Source organism: Microbispora amethystogenes (assembly GCF_016863015.1).
Lineage (GTDB): Bacteria > Actinomycetota > Actinomycetes > Streptosporangiales > Streptosporangiaceae > Microbispora > Microbispora amethystogenes.
Genome location: NZ_BOOB01000030.1, coordinates 25,521 through 41,909, shown reverse-complemented (window position 1 = coordinate 41,909; position 16,389 = coordinate 25,521). Strand labels below are relative to the sequence as shown.

Below are 16,389 nucleotides of genomic sequence, written 5' to 3'. Positions count from 1 at the left end.
GGTCAGCAGGCGCCCTGGAGGTGCCGCTTGACCTCGGCGACCGAGGGGTTCGTCATGGTGTGGCAGTCGGTGACCACGGTCGGCACGACCTGGTTGCCGTTGTTCACGCTCATGACGAACTCGGCGGCGTCCGGGTGGCGCTCGATGTCGACCTCGCTGTAGGCGATGCCCTCGCGCGTGAGCTGGCTCTTCAGCCGCTTGCAGGGGCCGCACCAGCTCGTGGTGTAAACCGTGAGCGCCATCTTCGTCCCTTTCCTGGGCCACTTCATGGGGCAACTTCATGGGCAACGCGTTGCTTGGGCAGTCATGGCAACATCCCGGACGCGCCGGCTGTTCCCCGGCTGTTCTCGGCGGCCCGATCCGGTCAATCGGTCAGGGGAGGCGGTCGGGCCGGGCGTTCAGCGGGCGGGCTGCGCCAGCCGGGCGGCGATCCACGCCCGCACGGTCTCGGCGACCCCGGGCTCCCGGTAGAGCGGCGCGCTGTGGAAGGTGCCGGCCATCGTCTTGACGGTCATCGGGACCCCGACGTTCTCCAGCGACTCCTTGAGCACCTCGCTCTGGTACGGCGGCACGAACTCGTCGGCCGAGTGGACCGCGAGCATCGGCGCGTCGCCGGGGGTGGCGTGGAACGGCACCTCCATGCTCGACCAGACACGCGGGCACCGGGCCGGGGAACAGCCGCCCGCCAGACGCACCGCCGCCCGGCGCAGCTTGCGCTGCTCGTACGTGCCGAACGCGGTGCCGTCCTCGTACGCCGAGAGCGGCGAGACGGGCGGGGAGATCCCGACGACACCGCGCAGGCCGGGCCGGCCGTCGCCGTAGGTGCCGACGGCGGCGGCGAGGTGACCGCCGGCGGAGAACCCGAGGAGCACGTAGCGCCCGGGGTCGGTGTTGAAGAGGGCCGGGTGCCTGCGCACGGCGGCGACGGCGGACAGGACGTCGGTGCGCTGGGCCGGCCACGGCGCGTCGCCCGACAGCCGGTAGTCGAGGTTGACGACGGTGTAACCCTGCTGGACGTAGTAGCGGGTGACCGACGTCATGTACTTCTTGTCGCCCCCCGACCACCAGCCGCCGTGGACGACGAACACAGCGGGACGCCGCGGGCCGGTGGGATGCCACCACACGTCCATGATCTGGCGGGGGTGCGGGCCGTATGAGTAGGTGTGCATCCTCGCGCCGGCGGGCGGGGTCGGAGACGCCGAAGGCGAGGCGGTGGCGGACGGCGTGGGCGGCGTGGCCGACCCGGACGGCGTGGCCGACGCCGATGACACGGGGGAGGCGGACGGAACCGGAGTGGCCGACGGCTGCGGCGCGGGGTTGCCGACGGGGGCCACAGCGGGGGTCACAGCGGCGGCCGAGGTGGCGGCCCGCGCGCCGGGTGAGGTGAGCATCAGCGCGGCGAGGGCGGCGGCGCCCATGCCCATGGCAGTTCGGACCGCGGTTCCCACGGCGTCATCCTCCCCGATGTCGCGTCGCTGTCGCGTCGTGCCCCGACCGGTCCATGGGACACGCTCGGTCTGCTGCTGCAAGGATGATGCCAGTAACAACGTCCGCCACGCATGTTGGGAGCCGCTCCTTGGACGTCCTCGACGGTCTGGATCCCGAGCAGCGCGAGGTCGCCCAGGCGGTGCGCGGACCGGTCTGCGTGCTCGCGGGCGCGGGCACCGGCAAGACCCGTGCCATCACCCACCGCATCGCGTACGCCGTGCAGACGGGGGTCGTCGAGCCGCAGGGGGTCCTCGCCGTCACCTTCACGACCCGTGCGGCGGCCGAGCTGAAGCAGCGGCTGCGCCGCCTCGGCGCACCGGGGGTGCAGGCCCGCACGTTCCACGCGGCGGCGCTGCGCCAGCTCAGCTACTTCTGGCCCCGGGTGATCGGCGGCGACCCGCCGCAGGTGGTCGAGTCGAAGCTGCCACTGCTGATCGAGGCGGCCCGGCGGCTGCGCAGGAACCCCGAGCGCGGTGAGCTGCGCGACGTCGCCAGCGAGATCGAGTGGGCGAAGGTCACCCAGGTCGGCCCGGAGGACTACCCGGCCGCCGCCGTCAAGGCGCGGCGCACCCCGCCGATCGCCCCCGAGGAGGTCGCGCGGCTGTACGAGGGGTACGAGAGTCTGCGCCGCCAGCGGAACCTGATCGACTTCGAGACGATCCTGGAGCTCACCGCGGCCGTGATGACCGAGCACCGGGAGGTCGCGGCGCAGATCCGCCAGCAGTACCGCTACTTCGTGGTCGACGAGTTCCAGGACGTCAACCCGCTGCAGAAGCTGCTGCTCGACACGTGGCTCGGCGGGCGCGACGACCTGTGCGTGGTGGGCGACCCCAACCAGACGATCTACTCGTTCACCGGCGCGACGCCCCACTATCTGACGAACTTCGCCGTCGAGCATCCCTCGGCGGCCGTGATCCGGCTGGTGCGCGACTACCGGTCGACGCCGCAGGTGGTCACGCTGGCCAACCGGGTCATGGCCCGCTCGCCGCACCGGCTGGAACTGGTCGCCCAGCGGCCGGACGGTCCCGAACCGGTCTTCACCGAGTACGACGACGAGCAGGCCGAGGCCCTCGGCGTCGCGCTCACCGTCAAGAAGCTGATGGCCGACGGCGTGCCGACCCGCGAGATCGCGGTGCTGTTCCGGATCAACGCCCAGTCGGAGGCGTACGAGCAGGCGTTCAGCGACTCCGGCGTGCCCTACCTGCTGCGCGGGGCGGATCGGTTCTTCGAGCGCCCCGAGGTGCGCCAGGCCGTGGTGCTGCTGCGCGGCGCCGCGCGGTCGGCGGGCGACGAGCCGCTGGCGCCCGCCGTACACGCGATCCTCTCGGGCATCGGGCTGACCGCAGAAGCGCCCGGAGGGGGCAAGGCGAGGGAGAAGTGGGAGTCGCTCAAGGCCCTCGCCGACCTCGCCGAGGACATGGCGGCCGAGGGCGCCGACCTGCCCCGCTTCGTCGGCGAACTGGAGCGCCGGGCGGCGGAGCAGCACGCGCCGCCGGTCGAGGGCGTGACGCTCGCCTCGCTGCACGCGGCCAAGGGCCTGGAGTGGGACGCGGTCTTCCTCGTCGGGCTCACCGACGGCATGGTCCCGATCGTCTACGCGGAGACGCCGGACCAGGTCGAGGAGGAGCGGCGGCTGCTCTACGTCGGCGTCACCCGGGCCCGCGAGCACCTGCACCTGTCGTGGGCGCTCGCGCGGTCACCCGGGGGGCGGCGTGCCCGCAAGCCGTCCCGGTTCCTCGACGGCCTCTCCCCGCGTACGGCGAGCGTGAGCCGGGCCGAGCGGCCCGCCGGCGGGGGGAGGGGCAGGCGCGCCGCGGCGGCGCCGCTGCACTGCCGGATCTGCGGCAAGACGCTGTCCGTCGCGGCCGAGCAGAAGCTGGGCCGGTGCGCGACCTGCCCGGCCGACTACGACGAGGCGCTGCTCGAACGGCTCAAGGCGTGGCGCACGGCGGCGGCGAAGGAGGCCAAGGTCCCGGCGTACGTCGTCTTCACGGACGTCACCCTGCAGGCCATCGCGGAGCGGGTGCCCACCGCCGAGGAGGACCTGCTCGCGATCGCGGGAATCGGGCGCGTCAAACTTGACCGGTACGGTGACGCGGTCCTGGGGCTCTGCCGCGGCGACGATAGTGTTACCGACGAGTAATTCCCCCGCCCGCGCTGGAGGCCTCCCGTGAACTCGGCCCTGAAGGAGCTGCTCGACCTGCTCGACCTGGAGCAGATCGAGCTCGACATCTTCCGGGGGCGCAGCCCGGAGGAGCGGTTCCAGCGGGTCTTCGGCGGCCAGGTGGCGGCGCAGGCGCTGGTGGCGGCCGGGCGCACGGTGCCGGGCGACCGCATGGTGCACTCGCTGCACGCCTACTTCATCCGGCCGGGCGACCCCGCCGTGCCGATCGTCTACAACGTGGAGCGGGTGCGGGACGGCCGGTCGTTCACCACCCGGCGCATCACGGCCATCCAGCACGGCAAGGCGATCTTCTCGATGTCGGCGTCGTTCCACGTCGAGGAGCAGGGCGTGAGCCACCAGGCGGCTCAGATGCCGGAGGCGCCGGCCCCCGAGACCCTGCCGACCTTCCAGGAGCGGATGCGCGACGTCTTCGGCGACGAGCCGGGGTGGCGCGACCTGCTGTCGAAGCCGCGCCCGGTCGACGCCCGGTATGTCAACGCGCTGCCCTGGGAGGCGGCCAAGGACCCGAGCCTGGTCACCCCGGAGAACCGCGTGTGGTTCCGGTACGACGCCGACCTGCCCGACGACCCGTTGCTGCACATCGTGCTCGCGGCGTACGCCAGCGACTTCACGCTGGTGGACACCGTGCTGCTGGCGCACGGGCTCGCCTGGGGGTCCTCCGCCGTGTCGGGCGCGTCGCTGGACCACGCCATGTGGTTCCACCGGCCCTTCCGGGCCGACGACTGGCTGCTGTACGCCCAGGAGTCGCCCTGGTCCGGCGCGGCGCGGGGGCTCGCCCGCGGGCAGATGTTCACCCCCTCGGGGGAACTCGTCGTCTCCGTGGTCCAGGAGTGTCTGATCCGGGTGTCTCCGGAGCCACATCCTCGTGTCACGAAGTCGTGAAAATCGCAGGTAGAAAATAGGTTGCCCGGTCTGCTGCGGCGGTTTAGGGTCTTGGACAAGTCAGCCGGACGCTTCTGCCCGGCGAGAACGCACAGCGAACAGTAGAGCGCACAGGAATCGGAGGTGAGTCCAGTGAGGAACATGACGACGTCCCGCGTGCTGTGGCTCGTCTCCGCGCGCCCGGCCGCCGTTGTCGCGTCGACTGCCACGCCGGCTGGAACGCCGGTGAAACTGCGGCGTGACGAGGCCGTCGCCGCCCTGGCTCCGGTGAGCGGAGTCGCGGGCTCGGCCGCCTTCGGCGCGTTCGCCGGCCGCACCGGCCACAGCACGCCCACCCACCTTCCGGTGTATGTGAACCGGCCGATGGGTGATGAGCAGATCCGCGCCGCCGCTCGCGGCGGCGCCGCCCAGGGTCCGCACCACGCCTGGAGAGAACCAGTCATACCCTGACCGGTCTCCCTCTCCGGGCCGCGGATCCGCACCAGGATCCGCGGCCTTCTTGTTTGTCGGCCACGAATCCACACCCCGTAACGAGGACACCAGACCAGAAACACTCGAAGAGGTGACGCAGATGGCGGCCCCGGTCATGGACCTGATCGAAGCCGAAATCCCCTGCCGTACCGAGCCCGACCTGTGGTTCGCCGAGTCCCCCGAGGACGTGGAGTTCGCCAAGGCGCTCTGCGGCGGCTGCCCGATCCAGAAGGCCTGCCTGGCCCGCGCGCTGGAGCGCGAGGAGCCGTGGGGCGTCTGGGGCGGGGAGCTCATCCTGCGGGGGGTCGTCGTACCCCGCAAGCGTCCCCGTGGGCGCCCGCGCAAGACCCCTGTCGCCGCCTGAACCGCACGGCATCCACTCCGGAAGGAAACCGACCGAAATGAACATCGCCCCCATGACGACCATGTATCTGCATCAAGAACTGGTAGACGAGCGAATACGCACCCTGCACCGCGAGGCGGAGCAGGAGCGGCTCGCCGGCCGGGTCAGGAGCGTCGAGAAGGCGCGCCGGGAGGTCGAGCGCGCGTCCCGCAGACTGAGGTCCGCGCTGGCGCGCGTCTGACGCCCGGATAAGAGTGACCAGACCAGACTGACCAGATCAGAGTGAACAGAGAAGGCCCGGGCCAGGGTGAACGGCCCGGGCCTTCGCCCATATCGGGCATCTAACCCGGCCTGTCGCAAAGATTGAGTCATCGGCCGCGCAGCAGAGCGCCTGCCGCGGGAGGTGCTCCGGGCCGCTGGGTATGAGCCGGACGGCCGTTCACGACGCCGGGCGGAAGCGACGGCGGGTGGCAGGTGATGGCGGACGAAATGGCGGGGCGAGCGGCGGACGGGATGCGGATGAGCGACAGGGCGAGACGTTTCCCCGGCCCCACCACCACACCATGGCAGCCGCCCCCCACCAAGATCACCGGCCCCAGCACCGGTCCGGTCGCCGACTCGATCACCGGCCAGAGCACCGACCTGATTGTCGGCCCTGGCACCGGCTCGATTACTGGCTCGATCGCCGCGGGTCTGGTGGCCGCCGGCCTGATCGTCATCAGCCTGCCGCTTCTCTCCGTGCCGGCGGCCGGCGCCGCGCCGGTCCCTCCGAGCCTGCGGTCAGCTCGCCACGCTCATGCCCGCGCTCACGGCAATGATCACGGCAATGATCACGGCGGTGGGCACGGACGCGGGGCGACGCAGAGCACCGGCGGCACCGGCACCTCGAACTCGCCCAGCATCGGCAGCCCCGCACGGCAGGTCGCGACCGGACGGCGCAACGTGAACGCTCCGGCGGCCAACAGCGCCGTCACGTTCGCCGGCATCCAGCAGGTGTCGAGCGTCAGCGTGTTCACCAACACCGTCAACGGCAACTGCAGGCGGGGTATCAACCGCTGCGTCATCAACCAGACCCTGCGGGCCGTCGAGGGTCGCGGCGGCCACGCCCACGCAGGCTAGGTCGCTGTCCGCCGACGTTTCGCGGGGCTGGAGGGAGCGGAGCGGAAGGGAGCGAGGACCGCAGGCGAAGGCCCAGCGAAGCGGGCTTCGCGAGGACCGGAGGTTCCTTCCGGCGCAGTGACCGACTTGGCCAAGGGAGGGCCGGGGGTTTCCGGCGCAGTGACCGACTTGGCCAAGGGAGGGCCGGGGGTTTCCGGCGCAGTGACCGACTCGGCCAGGACCCTCCGCTAGCCGAGGGCGAGGGGGGCGGTCTCGGGGGCGCCGGGGTCGTCGGCGAAGCCGGGGACCCAGCGGACGACCTCGTCCCGGAACCTGGCGGTCGCGCCGAGCTGGCAGAGCACGCCCACGCCCGCCGCGTGCACGCGGTGGATCAGCACGTACGACGCGGGGAGGTTGAGCTGGCGGACCACGTTGTTCGGCCGAAGGTCGGCGACGTTCGCCGCCTGCTCGCGCAGCCACTCCCTGCTGAAGCTGAACTCCTCCACGCGGGTGGGCTCGACGTACGGCGCGAGGAAGGCCCGCAGGGCGTCGACGTCCACCTCGATGTGCGGGCGGATGAAGCCCTCCGCGCGCAGTCCGCGCACGACGGTGTCCATGTCGCCCTGGTTGAAGATGCGGGTGAGCCGGCCGAAGGCGACGGGATGGCCGCCGGGCATCCGGTTGACGGCGCCGAAGTCGAGCACGCCGAGCCGCCCGTCCTCCATCAGCCGGAAGTTCCCGGGGTGCGGGTCGGCGTGCAGCATCCCCACCCGGGCCGGAGAGCAGAACAGGAAGCGGACGAACAGCAGGCCCGCGTGGTTGCGCTCCTCCTGCGTGCCGTCGGTGATGATCTTCGACAGTGGGGTCCCGGTCATCCACTCGGTGACCAGCACCTGCTCGTTGGCGGCGATGACCGCCGGGACGCGGAAGTCGGGGTCGTCGCGGAACTCCTCGGCGAAGGCCTGCTGGGCCTCGGCCTCCTTGAAGTAGTCGAGCTCCTCGGCCACCCGCTCCTTGAGCTCGGCCAGCACCGGTTTGAGGTCCAGGCCCGGCAGCAGTGCGCCGAACAGCTTGCCCAGCCGCGAGAGCTGGTTGAAGTCCGAGATCAGGGCCTTGCCCGCGCCGGGATACTGGATCTTCACGGCGACCTCGCGGCCGTCGTGCCACACCGCGCGGTGCACCTGCCCGATGGACGCCGCGGCGCTCGGCCTGTCGTCGAACTCGAGGAAGTTCTCCCGCCAGTCGTCGCCGAGCTGTTCGGTCAGGACCCGGTGCACGACGGAGGCGGGCAGCGGCGGCGCGGCGTCCTGCAGCCGCGTCAGCGTCGCCCGGTACGGCCCGGCGACCTCGGGTGGCAACGCCGCCTCGAAGATCGACAAAGCCTGGCCGAGCTTCATCGCGCCGCCCTTGAGCTCGCCGAGGACCTTGAAGACCTGGTCGGCCGTGCGGCGCTGGATCTCCTGGGCGACGATCTCCGCGGAGGCGCCGCCGATCCGCCTGCCCAGTCCGAGCGCGGTACGGCCGGCGAACCCGAGGGGGAGCGTCGCGAGCTTTGCCGAGCGGGTCACGGCACCGTGGGGAACGTCACTCACTCAACCATTCTTAGCGATGGCGGGGCCTTTCGACCACAATTCCCTGTTCGTATCCCCCTCCAGGGCCCGGGGACGCCAACGGCGGGCGAGGAATCCGTCAGGTGTGTCATTCGTCACAGTCATGCCCGATCTTCCTTGTGGAGGCCGGCGACGTCGTCGCCGAGGCAGCCGCATCCGGGGTGGGCGTCGAGACGGCGGTGCCGCCAGCGCCAGCCGGGCGACACCTCCGTCAGGCCGCCCGGCACGCTGCCCTCGTCGAGGTAGGCCAGCGCCTGACCGGCCGCCTGCGCCGCGACCAGGCAGGCCAGGGCGACGTCGCAGGCGATCTCACCGGCGGGATAACCCCCGAGCCGGGCGCCGACCACCGGCCAGGACGGGTCCCGGTCGCGGCGGGCGAGGTCGAGGCACCGCAGGCAGGGCGTGAGCCCGGGGACGACGAACGGACCCGTCGAGCCGTACCCCTCGAAGGCGCAGGCGAGCAGGTGCGGCACGCCCGAGGCGACGATCTCGCCGACCAGCGTGGCGCTGAGCGGAGTGGTCGGAGCGAGGACCACGAGGTGGGGGCGCGCGCCGCCGTCCGAGAGGCGGGAGGCGGCCCGGCCGGGCCAGGCGTTGACGCCGGGGGCGATCCGCCGGGCCGCCAGCACCGCGGCGTCCTCCCGGGACATGCCGGTGTCGGACCGGCCGAGACCGCCCGGGACCACGTCGCCCGGCCCGGCCGCGGCGGGATCGACCACGCAGATGTGCCCGACCCCGGCGGCGGCGAGCAGCGTGACCACCTGCGCGCCCACCCGGCCGGCGCCGTACACGCGGACCCGGGGCGCCCGCCTCGCGGCCAGGCCGCTCACGCCGCCGTCGGAGCAGGTCAGCGACAGCCTGTCCAGGTCGGGGCGGAGCCGGTCCCGCTCGGCCGGCGGCAAATCGGCGAGCGGGCCGGGCCGGGTCGCGGCGTCCTCGATGAGACCGTGCGCGGTGAGCCGGGCGACCACCTCGTGGGCGGACGCCTCGTCCAGCCCGCTGCCGGCCACCGCCTGCCCGAGCGTGCGGGTGCCGTCGAGCCCGTCGATCAGGCGGCGGACCGGTGGTTCGACACCGGTCAGGACGACGGCCCGCAGCGGGTGGACGCCGAACTGCAGCGTGCCGCCGTCCCGCTCCACTCTGCGCAGGACGGGCTTGAGGCGTGGTCGAATGGTCTGTCCCATAGTCGGCAGACCTTGGCACAACCGGGCGCGGCCCGGAGCCGGAACCGCCGGTGCTGTGGATAATTACCGGGGTGATCGAGGTTGGTGAACATCCGCAACCCCGTAACTTCCACGCCCGCAAGGTAACGTTCGCCCGATTGACCAGGGAGAACGTGTACCACCCCCTGTGGAAATCGGCGTCTGTCGGCTACCTTTCATATGTGCCCCCCGAGACAGTCGAGGTTCGTCGGAGCGCACGACGGCGGCGAACCGTTTCCGCGTACCGCGATGGCGACAAGACCATCGTGCTGCTTCCGGCCGGTCTGAGCACGACCGACGAGGAGCAGTGGGTACGCCGCATGCTCGACCGGCTTGCGGCCAAGGAGCAGCGAAGACGTCCGAGCGACGACGACCTCCTGGAACGGGCGAGCGAGCTGTCCGCGCGCTACCTGGACGGCAAGGCCGTCCCGGCGAGTGTGCGATGGGTGGAGAACCAGCTCCACCGGTGGGGTTCGTGCACGCCCGACCACGGCACGATCAGGCTCTCGATGCGGCTGCGGGGCATGCCGGCCTGGGTCGTCGACTACGTCATCATGCACGAGCTCGTCCATCTGCTCGTGCCGAGCCACGGACCGCGCTTCTGGGCGCTGGTCGAGCGCTACCCTCGCGCGGAACGTGCCAGGGGGTTCCTCGAGGGTTTCTCGATGGCGGCCAACGGTTCGACGGAGGAATGTTGACCCGCGTAGTCGCGGTGCTGGTCACTCCCGGCATGGCCGGCGCGGCTCCGCCCGGCGTCGACCCGGCCGAGTTCCTGACGGCGATGGCCGAGGACACCTACGAGATGATCGCCGGGCTCGAACTCGTGCGGCCGGTGATCCTGTCGGCCGGGGTGCCGGGGCTCGCCGAGATCGCCTGGCCGGGCACGCCGGTCCTGCCGATCGGCTCGCCCACCGGCGCCTTCGCGGCGCTGGCCGCGCTGAACGAAGCGGGGGTGGAGACGGCGGACGAGGCGGTCGTCGTCAGCGGTGACGCCCCCGACCTGCCGCCGCTGCTGATCGGCAAGCTGTTCCGCGAGCTGGGCCGGGCGGATCTCGCCGTCTGCCCGGCCGAGGGCGGCGGAGCCGTGGCCGTCGCGGCCCGCCTGCCGGTTCCCGGCTGGGCCGCGCCCGACCTCGACGAGCCGGACGTCGTCGCGGCGATGCGCCGCAGGGCGCCGGGGCCGCGCATGGTCGCCACCGGTCCCGGCTGGCACCGCCTGCGGAAGCCGGAGGACGTGGCCCGCCTCGACCCCGGCCTCGAAGGCTGGGACAACACCCGCGCCCTGCTCATGTGACCTTCACGACGGCCGGTGCCGTCACAGGTGTCCGGGGAGGCGGATCTCGGCGAAGAACGCGCGGTGGTCGCTCTCCGGGACGGTGTGGACGCCGGTGTCCACCGCCGCCGCCCTCCGGTCGTACAGCACGTGGTCGATCGTGATCAGCGCCGGGAACCGCCTGTTCGCGGGCCAGGTGGCCGCCAGGCCGTGCCCGGTCGCGCCGGCCGCGTCCGCGTACCCGCGCGCGAGGACCGCGCGCAGCGCCGCGTGGTCGAGGCTGGCGTTGAAGTCGCCGGCCAGCACGCGTACGACGCCGGGGGAGGCGGACGGCAGCGCCGCGAGGTCGGCCGCCCACAGGGCCACGTCGTGCTCGACCGGCGAGAGGGTGTGCACGTCGACGATCTCGACGGGCGGCCCGGAGGGCAGGGCGATCCGGGCCCGCGGCATGCGATGGCCGCCCGCGGGCGCGAAGCCCGGCAGCCTGGTCAGCGGGTGACGCGAGTAGATTCCGCTGCCGGACGCCCCGGGGGCGTCCTCCAGATGCCGGTACGGCAGCAGCCCGCCGAGGCCGGCCGCGTCGAGCGCCTCGACGGCTTGCGGCGTGAGCTCCTGCGTGGTGAGCACGTCCGGACGCAGCCCGCGGACGAGGCCGACCACGGCCTCGGCGTCGCCGACCCCGTAGAAGAGGTTGGCGGTGAGAATTCGCAGCGTCGGCCCGGTGGCGGTGGTGGCGGGCGCTGATCCGATCGCCCGGGGCAGGACGACGGCCGCCAGCGCGGCCGTCGTCGCGACCGCGGTCGCGATCACGGGCCGGCGGCGGCTGCTCAGCGCGGCCAGGACCGCCACCACCGACGCGGCGGCGACGTACGGCGTGCCGGTCATGAGCGCGACCCCCGCACCGGCGGCGTCGAGCCCGGCCAGCCGGGCCACCGCCCACAGGGCGAACGGCGTCACCGTGATCCACGCCAGCGGAGGGGAGACCCGCAGCCTCCGGCGGGGCGGAACGACGATCTCACCGCCCACGTCCACCTTGGTCATGAACCCGACCCTAATGAACGCCGTCGAAAGCGGGCGTAACGCTGACGTGCGCGTACGGTGCGGAACGCCTGTCAGGCGCGCAGCAGGGCCAGGGAGCGGCGGACCAGCCGCCGGGTGGCCTCGTCGCTCAGCTCCGGGATCTCGTCCACCGGGAACCAGCGCAGGTCGAGCGACTCGTCGCTGATCACCGCCTCGGCCCCCGGCGGCGCGACCGCGCCGTACTCGACGTCCAGGTGCCAGCTGTGCGGCGGGTGGCACCACACCTTGTGCCGGTCGAGGGCGAGCGGGCCGTCCAGCAGGGTCAGCCCGGGGATGCCCGACTCCTCGGTGGCCTCGCGCAGGGCGGCCTCGCCGAGCGTCGTGTCGGACACCTCGCAGTGCCCGCCCATCGGCAGCCACATCCCGGCCTTGGCGTGCAGGGTCAGCAGCACCCGCGCGCCGTCGTGGGAGAGGACGGCGGTGGTCGCCGTCAGGTGCCCCGGCACGCACTGGCGCCACATCGCGTCCTCGTGGGCGTCCAGGTGCGCGAGGAAGTCCACACGGAGCCGTTCCTCTTCCGGAGTGGGGGCCGTCCACCCGGTCAGCACGGCCTGCGCGTCACGATTCAGGCTCACCCGGCGCAGCCTACCGGCCGCCGCGGGCCTCTATCGGTCGCTCTCCGGGCCAGGGCCGGGTTCCCCCGCTTCGCCGGATTCGCCCGGCTCTTCCAGCGCGGACAGGTCGAACGCGGTGCCGCCCTTCACGAACGGCTCGGGGTTGTCGAGGTCGTCGGCCGTGGGCATCAGGTCGGGGTGCCCCCAGACGGCGTCCCGGCCGTCGACGCCGCGCTCGTCGCCGAGCGCCCTCCACAGGGCGGCCGCCTCACGCAGCCGCCTCGGCCGCAGTTCCAGGCCCACCAGCGTCGCGAAGGTCCGCTCGGCCGGCCCGCCCGTGGCGCGGCGGCGCCGTACGGTCTCGGCCAGCGCCGCGGCGGACGGGAGCTTGCCCTCGGCGGCGGCGTCCACCACCGTGGCCACCCACCCCTCGACCAGCGCCAGCGCGGTCTCCAGGCGGGCGAGGGCGGCCTTCTGCCGCTCGGTCTCCTCGGGCTTGAGCAGCTCGCCGCCGCCCAGGACCTCCTGGATCCGCTCCGGGTTGCTGATGTCCAGCCCCTGGAGCTTCTCCTCCAGCGCGGACACGTCGACCGTGATGCCCCGGGCGTACTCCTCGACCGCGCCGAGCAGGTGCGCCCGCAGCCACGGCACGTGCTGGAACAGGCGGTGGTGCGCCGCCTCGCGCAGCGCCAGGTAGAGCCGGATCTCGTCCGAGGGCGTCTCCAGACCCTTGCTGAAGGCGGCCACGCCGCCGGGCAGCAGGGCGGCGGTGTCGGACAGGGGCAGGCCGATGTCGGAGGAGCCGACGACCTCCCGGGCGAGCGAGCCGAGGGCCTGGCCGATCTGCTGGCCGACCATCATGCTGCCCATCTGCTTCAGCATGCCCATCAGCGGTCCGGCCACGGCCTGCGCCTCCGGCGGCAGACCGGCGGCGCCGAGCGTGCCGCCCATCGTCTCCACCATCTGGGCGGCGACCGGATCGCACAGCTGCTTCCACACCGGGATCGTCTTCTCGATCCACTCCGACCGGCTCCAGGCCTGGGGCGCCGTCACGCCGCCGGGCAGCGGGGTCACCTCGTTCAGCCACAGGTCGGCCAGGTTGAGGGCCTCGGCGATCTGCCGCCGCTCGCCCTCCATGACGCTCGGATCACCCTCGGCGACCACGGCGTGCCGTGCGATGTTCTTCGCCATGTCCCAGTTGACGGGCCCGGCCTCCGGCGAGGCCGACAGCATGTCGGCGAACTGCCGCATGGCCGCGGCCATCTGCTCCGGACTGCCGAACATGGCGAACGGATTGTCGTTGGGGTCGTTTTCGCGACCTGGCAGGTCAGTCACCGCGCCACCTCGTGCAGGATGGAGGAGTCCACAACCGCCACGTTAGCCGCCGTGGGGCGGATCAGTGCAAAGTGAGGACCTCGTGCCTACCTCGAAACGCCTGCGTCCCCCCGTCGTCGCGGTCACGGGCGCCGCCTCCGGTCTCGGCCGGGCGTTCCTCGCGAAAGTGGCCTCGTCTGCGGATTTCCGCCGCGTCGTGGCGATCGACGAGCAGCGCGGAGACGTCCAGGACGTCACCTGGCGAGTCCTCGACATTCGTGATCCGCTCTTGGCGAACCGGATCTCCGACGTGGACGTCCTGGTGCATCTCGGCGCGGACGAGTCGCTCGACACCGACGCCGCCGAGCGCCGGCGCTACAACATCCGGGCCGCCCAGACCGTGCTGACGGCCTGCGCGGCGGCGCGGGTGCGCCGGGTCGTGCTGGTCACGAGCGCGATGGTGTACGGCGCCGCCGCCGACAACCCGGTCCCGCTGCCGGAGGACGCCCCGGTCGCGGCGGAGCCCGACACCGGCCTGGTGGGCGACCACCTGGAGATCGAGGCACTCGTACGCCGGTCGCTGCGGTCGCATCCCGGCCTGGAGGTGACCGTGCTGCGGCCCGCCGCCCTGGTCGGGCCGGGCGTCGACACCGTCATCACCCGCCACTTCGAGGCGCCCCGGCTGCTTGTGGTGAAAGGCTGCCTGCCCCGCTGGCAGTTCTGCCACGTCGACGACCTGGTATCGGCGCTGGAGGCCGCCGCGCTCGGCCGGGTCTCCGGGGTGGTGGCGGTCGGCTCCGAGGGCTGGCTGGAGATGGACCAGGTGGAGGAGATCTCGGGCCTGAAACGGTTCGAGCTTCCGGCGGGGGTGACGTTCGGCACCGCGCAGCGGCTGCACCGGCTCGGCATCACCCCGACCGCGGCCACCGACCTGCACTACGTCGTCTATCCCTGGGTGGTCGACGGTGTGGCGCTGCGGGAGGCCGGCTGGAAGCCGGTCTGGTCCAACGAGGCGGCCCTGCGCGAACTGCTCGAACTGGTGCAGGGCAGGCACGCGGTCGTCGGCCGCCGCCTGTCGGGCAAGGAGGCCACGATCACCGCCGCCGGCGCGACCGTGGCGGTCATCGGCACGGCCGCGATCGTCCGCGCCGCCCGTCGCAAGCGCCGCACCTGACCCCGGTGCGGATCGAGGCGGGTCTCCGGTCCCGACCCCCGGTCACGCGAGGATCACGTACTACCCTCGGGATGGTGGACGTCATCCGATTGCTGGGGATCCGCGACACCCCCCTGTCCGTCGACGAGGTGCTGGGCGCCGTCGAGGACCACGCGGCCGGAGGCACGGCGGTCTTCGTCGGGACGGTGCGCGAGCAGGACGGAGGGAGGCCGGTGACGCTCCTGTCGTACTCGGCGCACCCGTCCGCGGAGGAGCACCTGCGCAGGGTCGCGGAGAAGGTGGCCGCCGATCACCAGGTGACGGCGCTGGCGGCGGTCCACCGGGTGGGCGACCTGCGACTCGGCGAGATCGCCGTGGTCGTGGCCGCCGCCTGCCCGCACCGCGCCGAGGCCTTCGACGCGTGCCGCAGGCTGATCGACGATCTCAAGCACGAGGTGCCCATCTGGAAGCACCAGGTGTTCGCCGACGGCGGCGCCGAATGGGTCGGTGCCTGCGAATAGCGCCGTCCGGAACGCATAGAGTTCGTTCATGTCCCGACGCGCTCTGACCCTGCTGGTCGCGGGTTTCCTCGCGCTCGCGTTCGCGGTGATCGGCGCCATGGTCCCGGTGCCGTACGTCGTGCTGAGCCCCGGGCCGACGGAGAACACGATCGGCGACGTCAAGGGCAAGCCGGTCATCTCGATCTCGGGTCATGAGACGTACCCGACGCAGGGCAAACTGAGCATGGTCACCGTGGCCTACCAGGGCGGGCCGGGCAACCGCCTCGACCTGGTCACCGCGCTGCGCGGCTGGCTCGACTCCACGGTCGCGGTGGTGCCGGAGGAATCGCTGTTCCCCAAGACCTCCACTCCGGAGAAGGTGGAGCAGCAGAACACCCAGGAGATGGCCACCTCGCAGGAGTCGGCCACCGCCGCCGCGCTAAATGCGCTGAAGATCCCCTTCGGCAGGACGGTCAAGGTCGCCTCGACGAACAAGGGGGCGCCCGCCGACGGCAAGCTCAAGCCCGGCGACGAGATCACCGCGGTGGACGGCACCCCGGCGACCGCGCTGGACTCCGTCGCGGGAGCCGTCCGCAAGCACAAGCCAGGCGAACAGGTGACGTTCACCGTCAAGCGTGGGGAATCGGAGACGCAGATCCCGGTGTCCACCATCGCCGGCAAGGACGGCGCGGCGATCGTGGGCGTCACGATGCAGCAGTCGAGCGGCTACCGGTTCCCGTTCAAGGTCGACATCAGCGTCGGCGACATCGGCGGGCCCAGCGCCGGGCTGATGTTCTCGCTGGGCATCTACGACAAGCTGACCCCGGGGGCGCTCACCGGCGGCATGTCCATCGCCGGCACCGGCACGATCCGGGCCGACGGCACGGTCGGTCCCATCGGCGGGATCGAGCAGAAGATGGTCGGCGCGCGCCGGGCGGGCGCCACCGTGTTCCTCACCCCCGCGGACAACTGCGCCGACGCCGTCAAGGCCGTGCCCGAGGGGCTGCGCCTGGTGCGGGCCGACACCCTCGAAAGCGCGGTCAAGGCCATCGACGCGCTGCGTGACCACTCGGGCGAGGTGCCCGCCTGCCCCGCCGCCTGACCGTACGGCAGGCTCGCGGGGTGGCTGACCTGCCCCTTCCGCTCTCGGCCCGCGTTCGTTCCGCGTTCGTCCGAGGGCGACGTGGCGCCGCCATAACGATCAGATCCGTTACCGCGCGCACGCTCCCCGCAGTG

Annotated in this window: 18 protein-coding genes; 11 read left to right on the top strand and 7 right to left on the bottom strand. The window is 72.5% G+C overall.

What is annotated here, in order from left to right; all coding sequences use genetic code 11:
* Nucleotides 1-2 precede the first annotated feature (2 nt).
* Nucleotides 3-242 (bottom strand): mycoredoxin, encoded by a 240-nt coding sequence (locus tag Mam01_RS20685; protein WP_150938033.1) that lies wholly within the window; start codon nt 240-242, stop codon nt 3-5.
* A 156-nt stretch (nt 243-398) separates the two neighbouring features.
* Nucleotides 399-1,448, bottom strand: a complete 1,050-nt coding sequence (locus Mam01_RS20680) for an alpha/beta hydrolase (protein WP_239101475.1) — start codon at nt 1,446-1,448, stop codon at nt 399-401.
* Between the two features lie 128 nt (nt 1,449-1,576).
* Here Mam01_RS20680 and Mam01_RS20675 point away from each other — a divergent pair, with 128 nt between their 5' ends.
* From Mam01_RS20675 to Mam01_RS20650, 6 genes are all read left to right on the top strand, one after another.
* Complete coding sequence (locus Mam01_RS20675; protein WP_239101474.1) at nt 1,577-3,631, top strand: ATP-dependent DNA helicase UvrD2; 2,055 nt, start codon at nt 1,577-1,579, stop codon at nt 3,629-3,631.
* A 27-nt stretch (nt 3,632-3,658) separates the two neighbouring features.
* The gene (locus Mam01_RS20670) at nt 3,659-4,555 is read left to right on the top strand and encodes an acyl-CoA thioesterase (RefSeq protein ID WP_204286889.1); all 897 of its coding nucleotides are present in this window, start codon (nt 3,659-3,661) and stop codon (nt 4,553-4,555) included.
* A gap of 141 nt (nt 4,556-4,696) precedes the next feature.
* On the top strand, nt 4,697-5,005 hold the full coding sequence (locus tag Mam01_RS20665; protein WP_204286888.1) for a hypothetical protein: 309 nt from the start codon (nt 4,697-4,699) through the stop codon (nt 5,003-5,005).
* A gap of 121 nt (nt 5,006-5,126) precedes the next feature.
* On the top strand, nt 5,127-5,390 hold the full coding sequence (locus Mam01_RS20660) for a WhiB family transcriptional regulator (RefSeq protein ID WP_111697892.1): 264 nt from the start codon (nt 5,127-5,129) through the stop codon (nt 5,388-5,390).
* A gap of 52 nt (nt 5,391-5,442) precedes the next feature.
* The gene (locus Mam01_RS20655; RefSeq protein ID WP_191910369.1) at nt 5,443-5,610 is read left to right on the top strand and encodes a hypothetical protein; all 168 of its coding nucleotides are present in this window, start codon (nt 5,443-5,445) and stop codon (nt 5,608-5,610) included.
* A 236-nt stretch (nt 5,611-5,846) separates the two neighbouring features.
* The gene (locus Mam01_RS20650; protein ID WP_204286887.1) at nt 5,847-6,488 is read left to right on the top strand and encodes a hypothetical protein; all 642 of its coding nucleotides are present in this window, start codon (nt 5,847-5,849) and stop codon (nt 6,486-6,488) included.
* 227 nt (nt 6,489-6,715) lie between these two features.
* Here the strand turns inward: Mam01_RS20650 and Mam01_RS20645 are convergent, their stop codons facing one another.
* Nucleotides 6,716-8,059, bottom strand: coding sequence for an ABC1 kinase family protein (locus Mam01_RS20645; protein ID WP_204286886.1), 1,344 nt, complete (start codon nt 8,057-8,059; stop codon nt 6,716-6,718).
* Nucleotides 8,060-8,178: 119 nt separating this feature from the next.
* Nucleotides 8,179-9,261 (bottom strand): ThiF family adenylyltransferase, encoded by a 1,083-nt coding sequence (locus tag Mam01_RS20640; protein ID WP_204286885.1) that lies wholly within the window; start codon nt 9,259-9,261, stop codon nt 8,179-8,181.
* A 200-nt stretch (nt 9,262-9,461) separates the two neighbouring features.
* Here Mam01_RS20640 and Mam01_RS20635 point away from each other — a divergent pair, with 200 nt between their 5' ends.
* Together Mam01_RS20635 and Mam01_RS20630 are read left to right on the top strand one after the other, a co-directional pair.
* Entirely contained in the window at nt 9,462-9,977 is a 516-nt protein-coding gene (locus Mam01_RS20635) for a M48 metallopeptidase family protein (protein ID WP_204286884.1), read from the top strand.
* The gene (locus Mam01_RS20630; RefSeq protein ID WP_239101473.1) at nt 9,971-10,573 is read left to right on the top strand and encodes a glycosyltransferase family protein; all 603 of its coding nucleotides are present in this window, start codon (nt 9,971-9,973) and stop codon (nt 10,571-10,573) included. The genes Mam01_RS20635 and Mam01_RS20630 overlap by 7 nt, the downstream gene beginning before the upstream one ends.
* 21 nt (nt 10,574-10,594) lie before the next feature.
* Here Mam01_RS20630 and Mam01_RS20625 read toward each other — a convergent pair whose 3' ends face one another.
* From Mam01_RS20625 to Mam01_RS20615, 3 genes are all read right to left on the bottom strand, one after another.
* Nucleotides 10,595-11,593, bottom strand: a complete 999-nt coding sequence (locus Mam01_RS20625) for an endonuclease/exonuclease/phosphatase family protein (protein WP_204286883.1) — start codon at nt 11,591-11,593, stop codon at nt 10,595-10,597.
* Between the two features lie 71 nt (nt 11,594-11,664).
* A complete protein-coding gene (locus Mam01_RS20620; protein WP_204286882.1) occupies nt 11,665-12,207 on the bottom strand; it encodes an NUDIX hydrolase in 543 nt (180 codons plus the stop codon).
* Nucleotides 12,208-12,237: 30 nt separating this feature from the next.
* Nucleotides 12,238-13,521 carry a zinc-dependent metalloprotease gene (locus Mam01_RS20615; RefSeq protein WP_373868711.1) on the bottom strand — a complete coding sequence of 428 codons (1,284 nt, stop codon included), beginning with the start codon at nt 13,519-13,521 and terminating at the stop codon, nt 12,238-12,240.
* A gap of 82 nt (nt 13,522-13,603) precedes the next feature.
* Between Mam01_RS20615 and Mam01_RS20610 the strand changes: the two genes are divergently transcribed.
* The 3 genes from Mam01_RS20610 (at nt 13,604) to Mam01_RS20600 (ending at nt 16,255) form a co-directional block, all read left to right on the top strand.
* Nucleotides 13,604-14,674, top strand: coding sequence for an NAD-dependent epimerase/dehydratase family protein (locus Mam01_RS20610; protein WP_204286881.1), 1,071 nt, complete (start codon nt 13,604-13,606; stop codon nt 14,672-14,674).
* 71 nt (nt 14,675-14,745) lie between these two features.
* Nucleotides 14,746-15,174, top strand: coding sequence for a molybdenum cofactor biosynthesis protein MoaE (locus Mam01_RS20605; RefSeq protein WP_150938051.1), 429 nt, complete (start codon nt 14,746-14,748; stop codon nt 15,172-15,174).
* A gap of 28 nt (nt 15,175-15,202) precedes the next feature.
* Nucleotides 15,203-16,255: a YlbL family protein gene (locus Mam01_RS20600; RefSeq protein WP_204286879.1), complete on the top strand. Its 1,053-nt coding sequence runs from the start codon at nt 15,203-15,205 to the stop codon at nt 16,253-16,255.
* Nucleotides 16,256-16,389: the final 134 nt, after the last annotated feature.

Excerpts from the sequence above, each read along its gene's own strand:
- Mam01_RS20640 (WP_204286885.1), bottom strand. The coding sequence starts at position 9,261 with ATGGGACAGACCATTCGACCACGCCTCAAGCCCGTCCTGCGCAGAGTG.
- Mam01_RS20655 (WP_191910369.1), top strand. The coding sequence starts at position 5,443 with ATGACGACCATGTATCTGCATCAAGAACTGGTAGACGAGCGAATACGC.
- Mam01_RS20630 (WP_239101473.1), top strand. The coding sequence starts at position 9,971 with ATGTTGACCCGCGTAGTCGCGGTGCTGGTCACTCCCGGCATGGCCGGC.
- Mam01_RS20605 (WP_150938051.1), top strand. The coding sequence starts at position 14,746 with ATGGTGGACGTCATCCGATTGCTGGGGATCCGCGACACCCCCCTGTCC.
- Mam01_RS20660 (WP_111697892.1), top strand. The coding sequence starts at position 5,127 with ATGGCGGCCCCGGTCATGGACCTGATCGAAGCCGAAATCCCCTGCCGT.
- Mam01_RS20665 (WP_204286888.1), top strand. The coding sequence starts at position 4,697 with ATGACGACGTCCCGCGTGCTGTGGCTCGTCTCCGCGCGCCCGGCCGCC.
- Mam01_RS20685 (WP_150938033.1), bottom strand. The coding sequence starts at position 242 with ATGGCGCTCACGGTTTACACCACGAGCTGGTGCGGCCCCTGCAAGCGG.
- Mam01_RS20650 (WP_204286887.1), top strand. The coding sequence starts at position 5,847 with ATGGCGGACGAAATGGCGGGGCGAGCGGCGGACGGGATGCGGATGAGC.
- Mam01_RS20625 (WP_204286883.1), bottom strand. The coding sequence starts at position 11,593 with ATGACCAAGGTGGACGTGGGCGGTGAGATCGTCGTTCCGCCCCGCCGG.
- Mam01_RS20600 (WP_204286879.1), top strand. The coding sequence starts at position 15,203 with ATGTCCCGACGCGCTCTGACCCTGCTGGTCGCGGGTTTCCTCGCGCTC.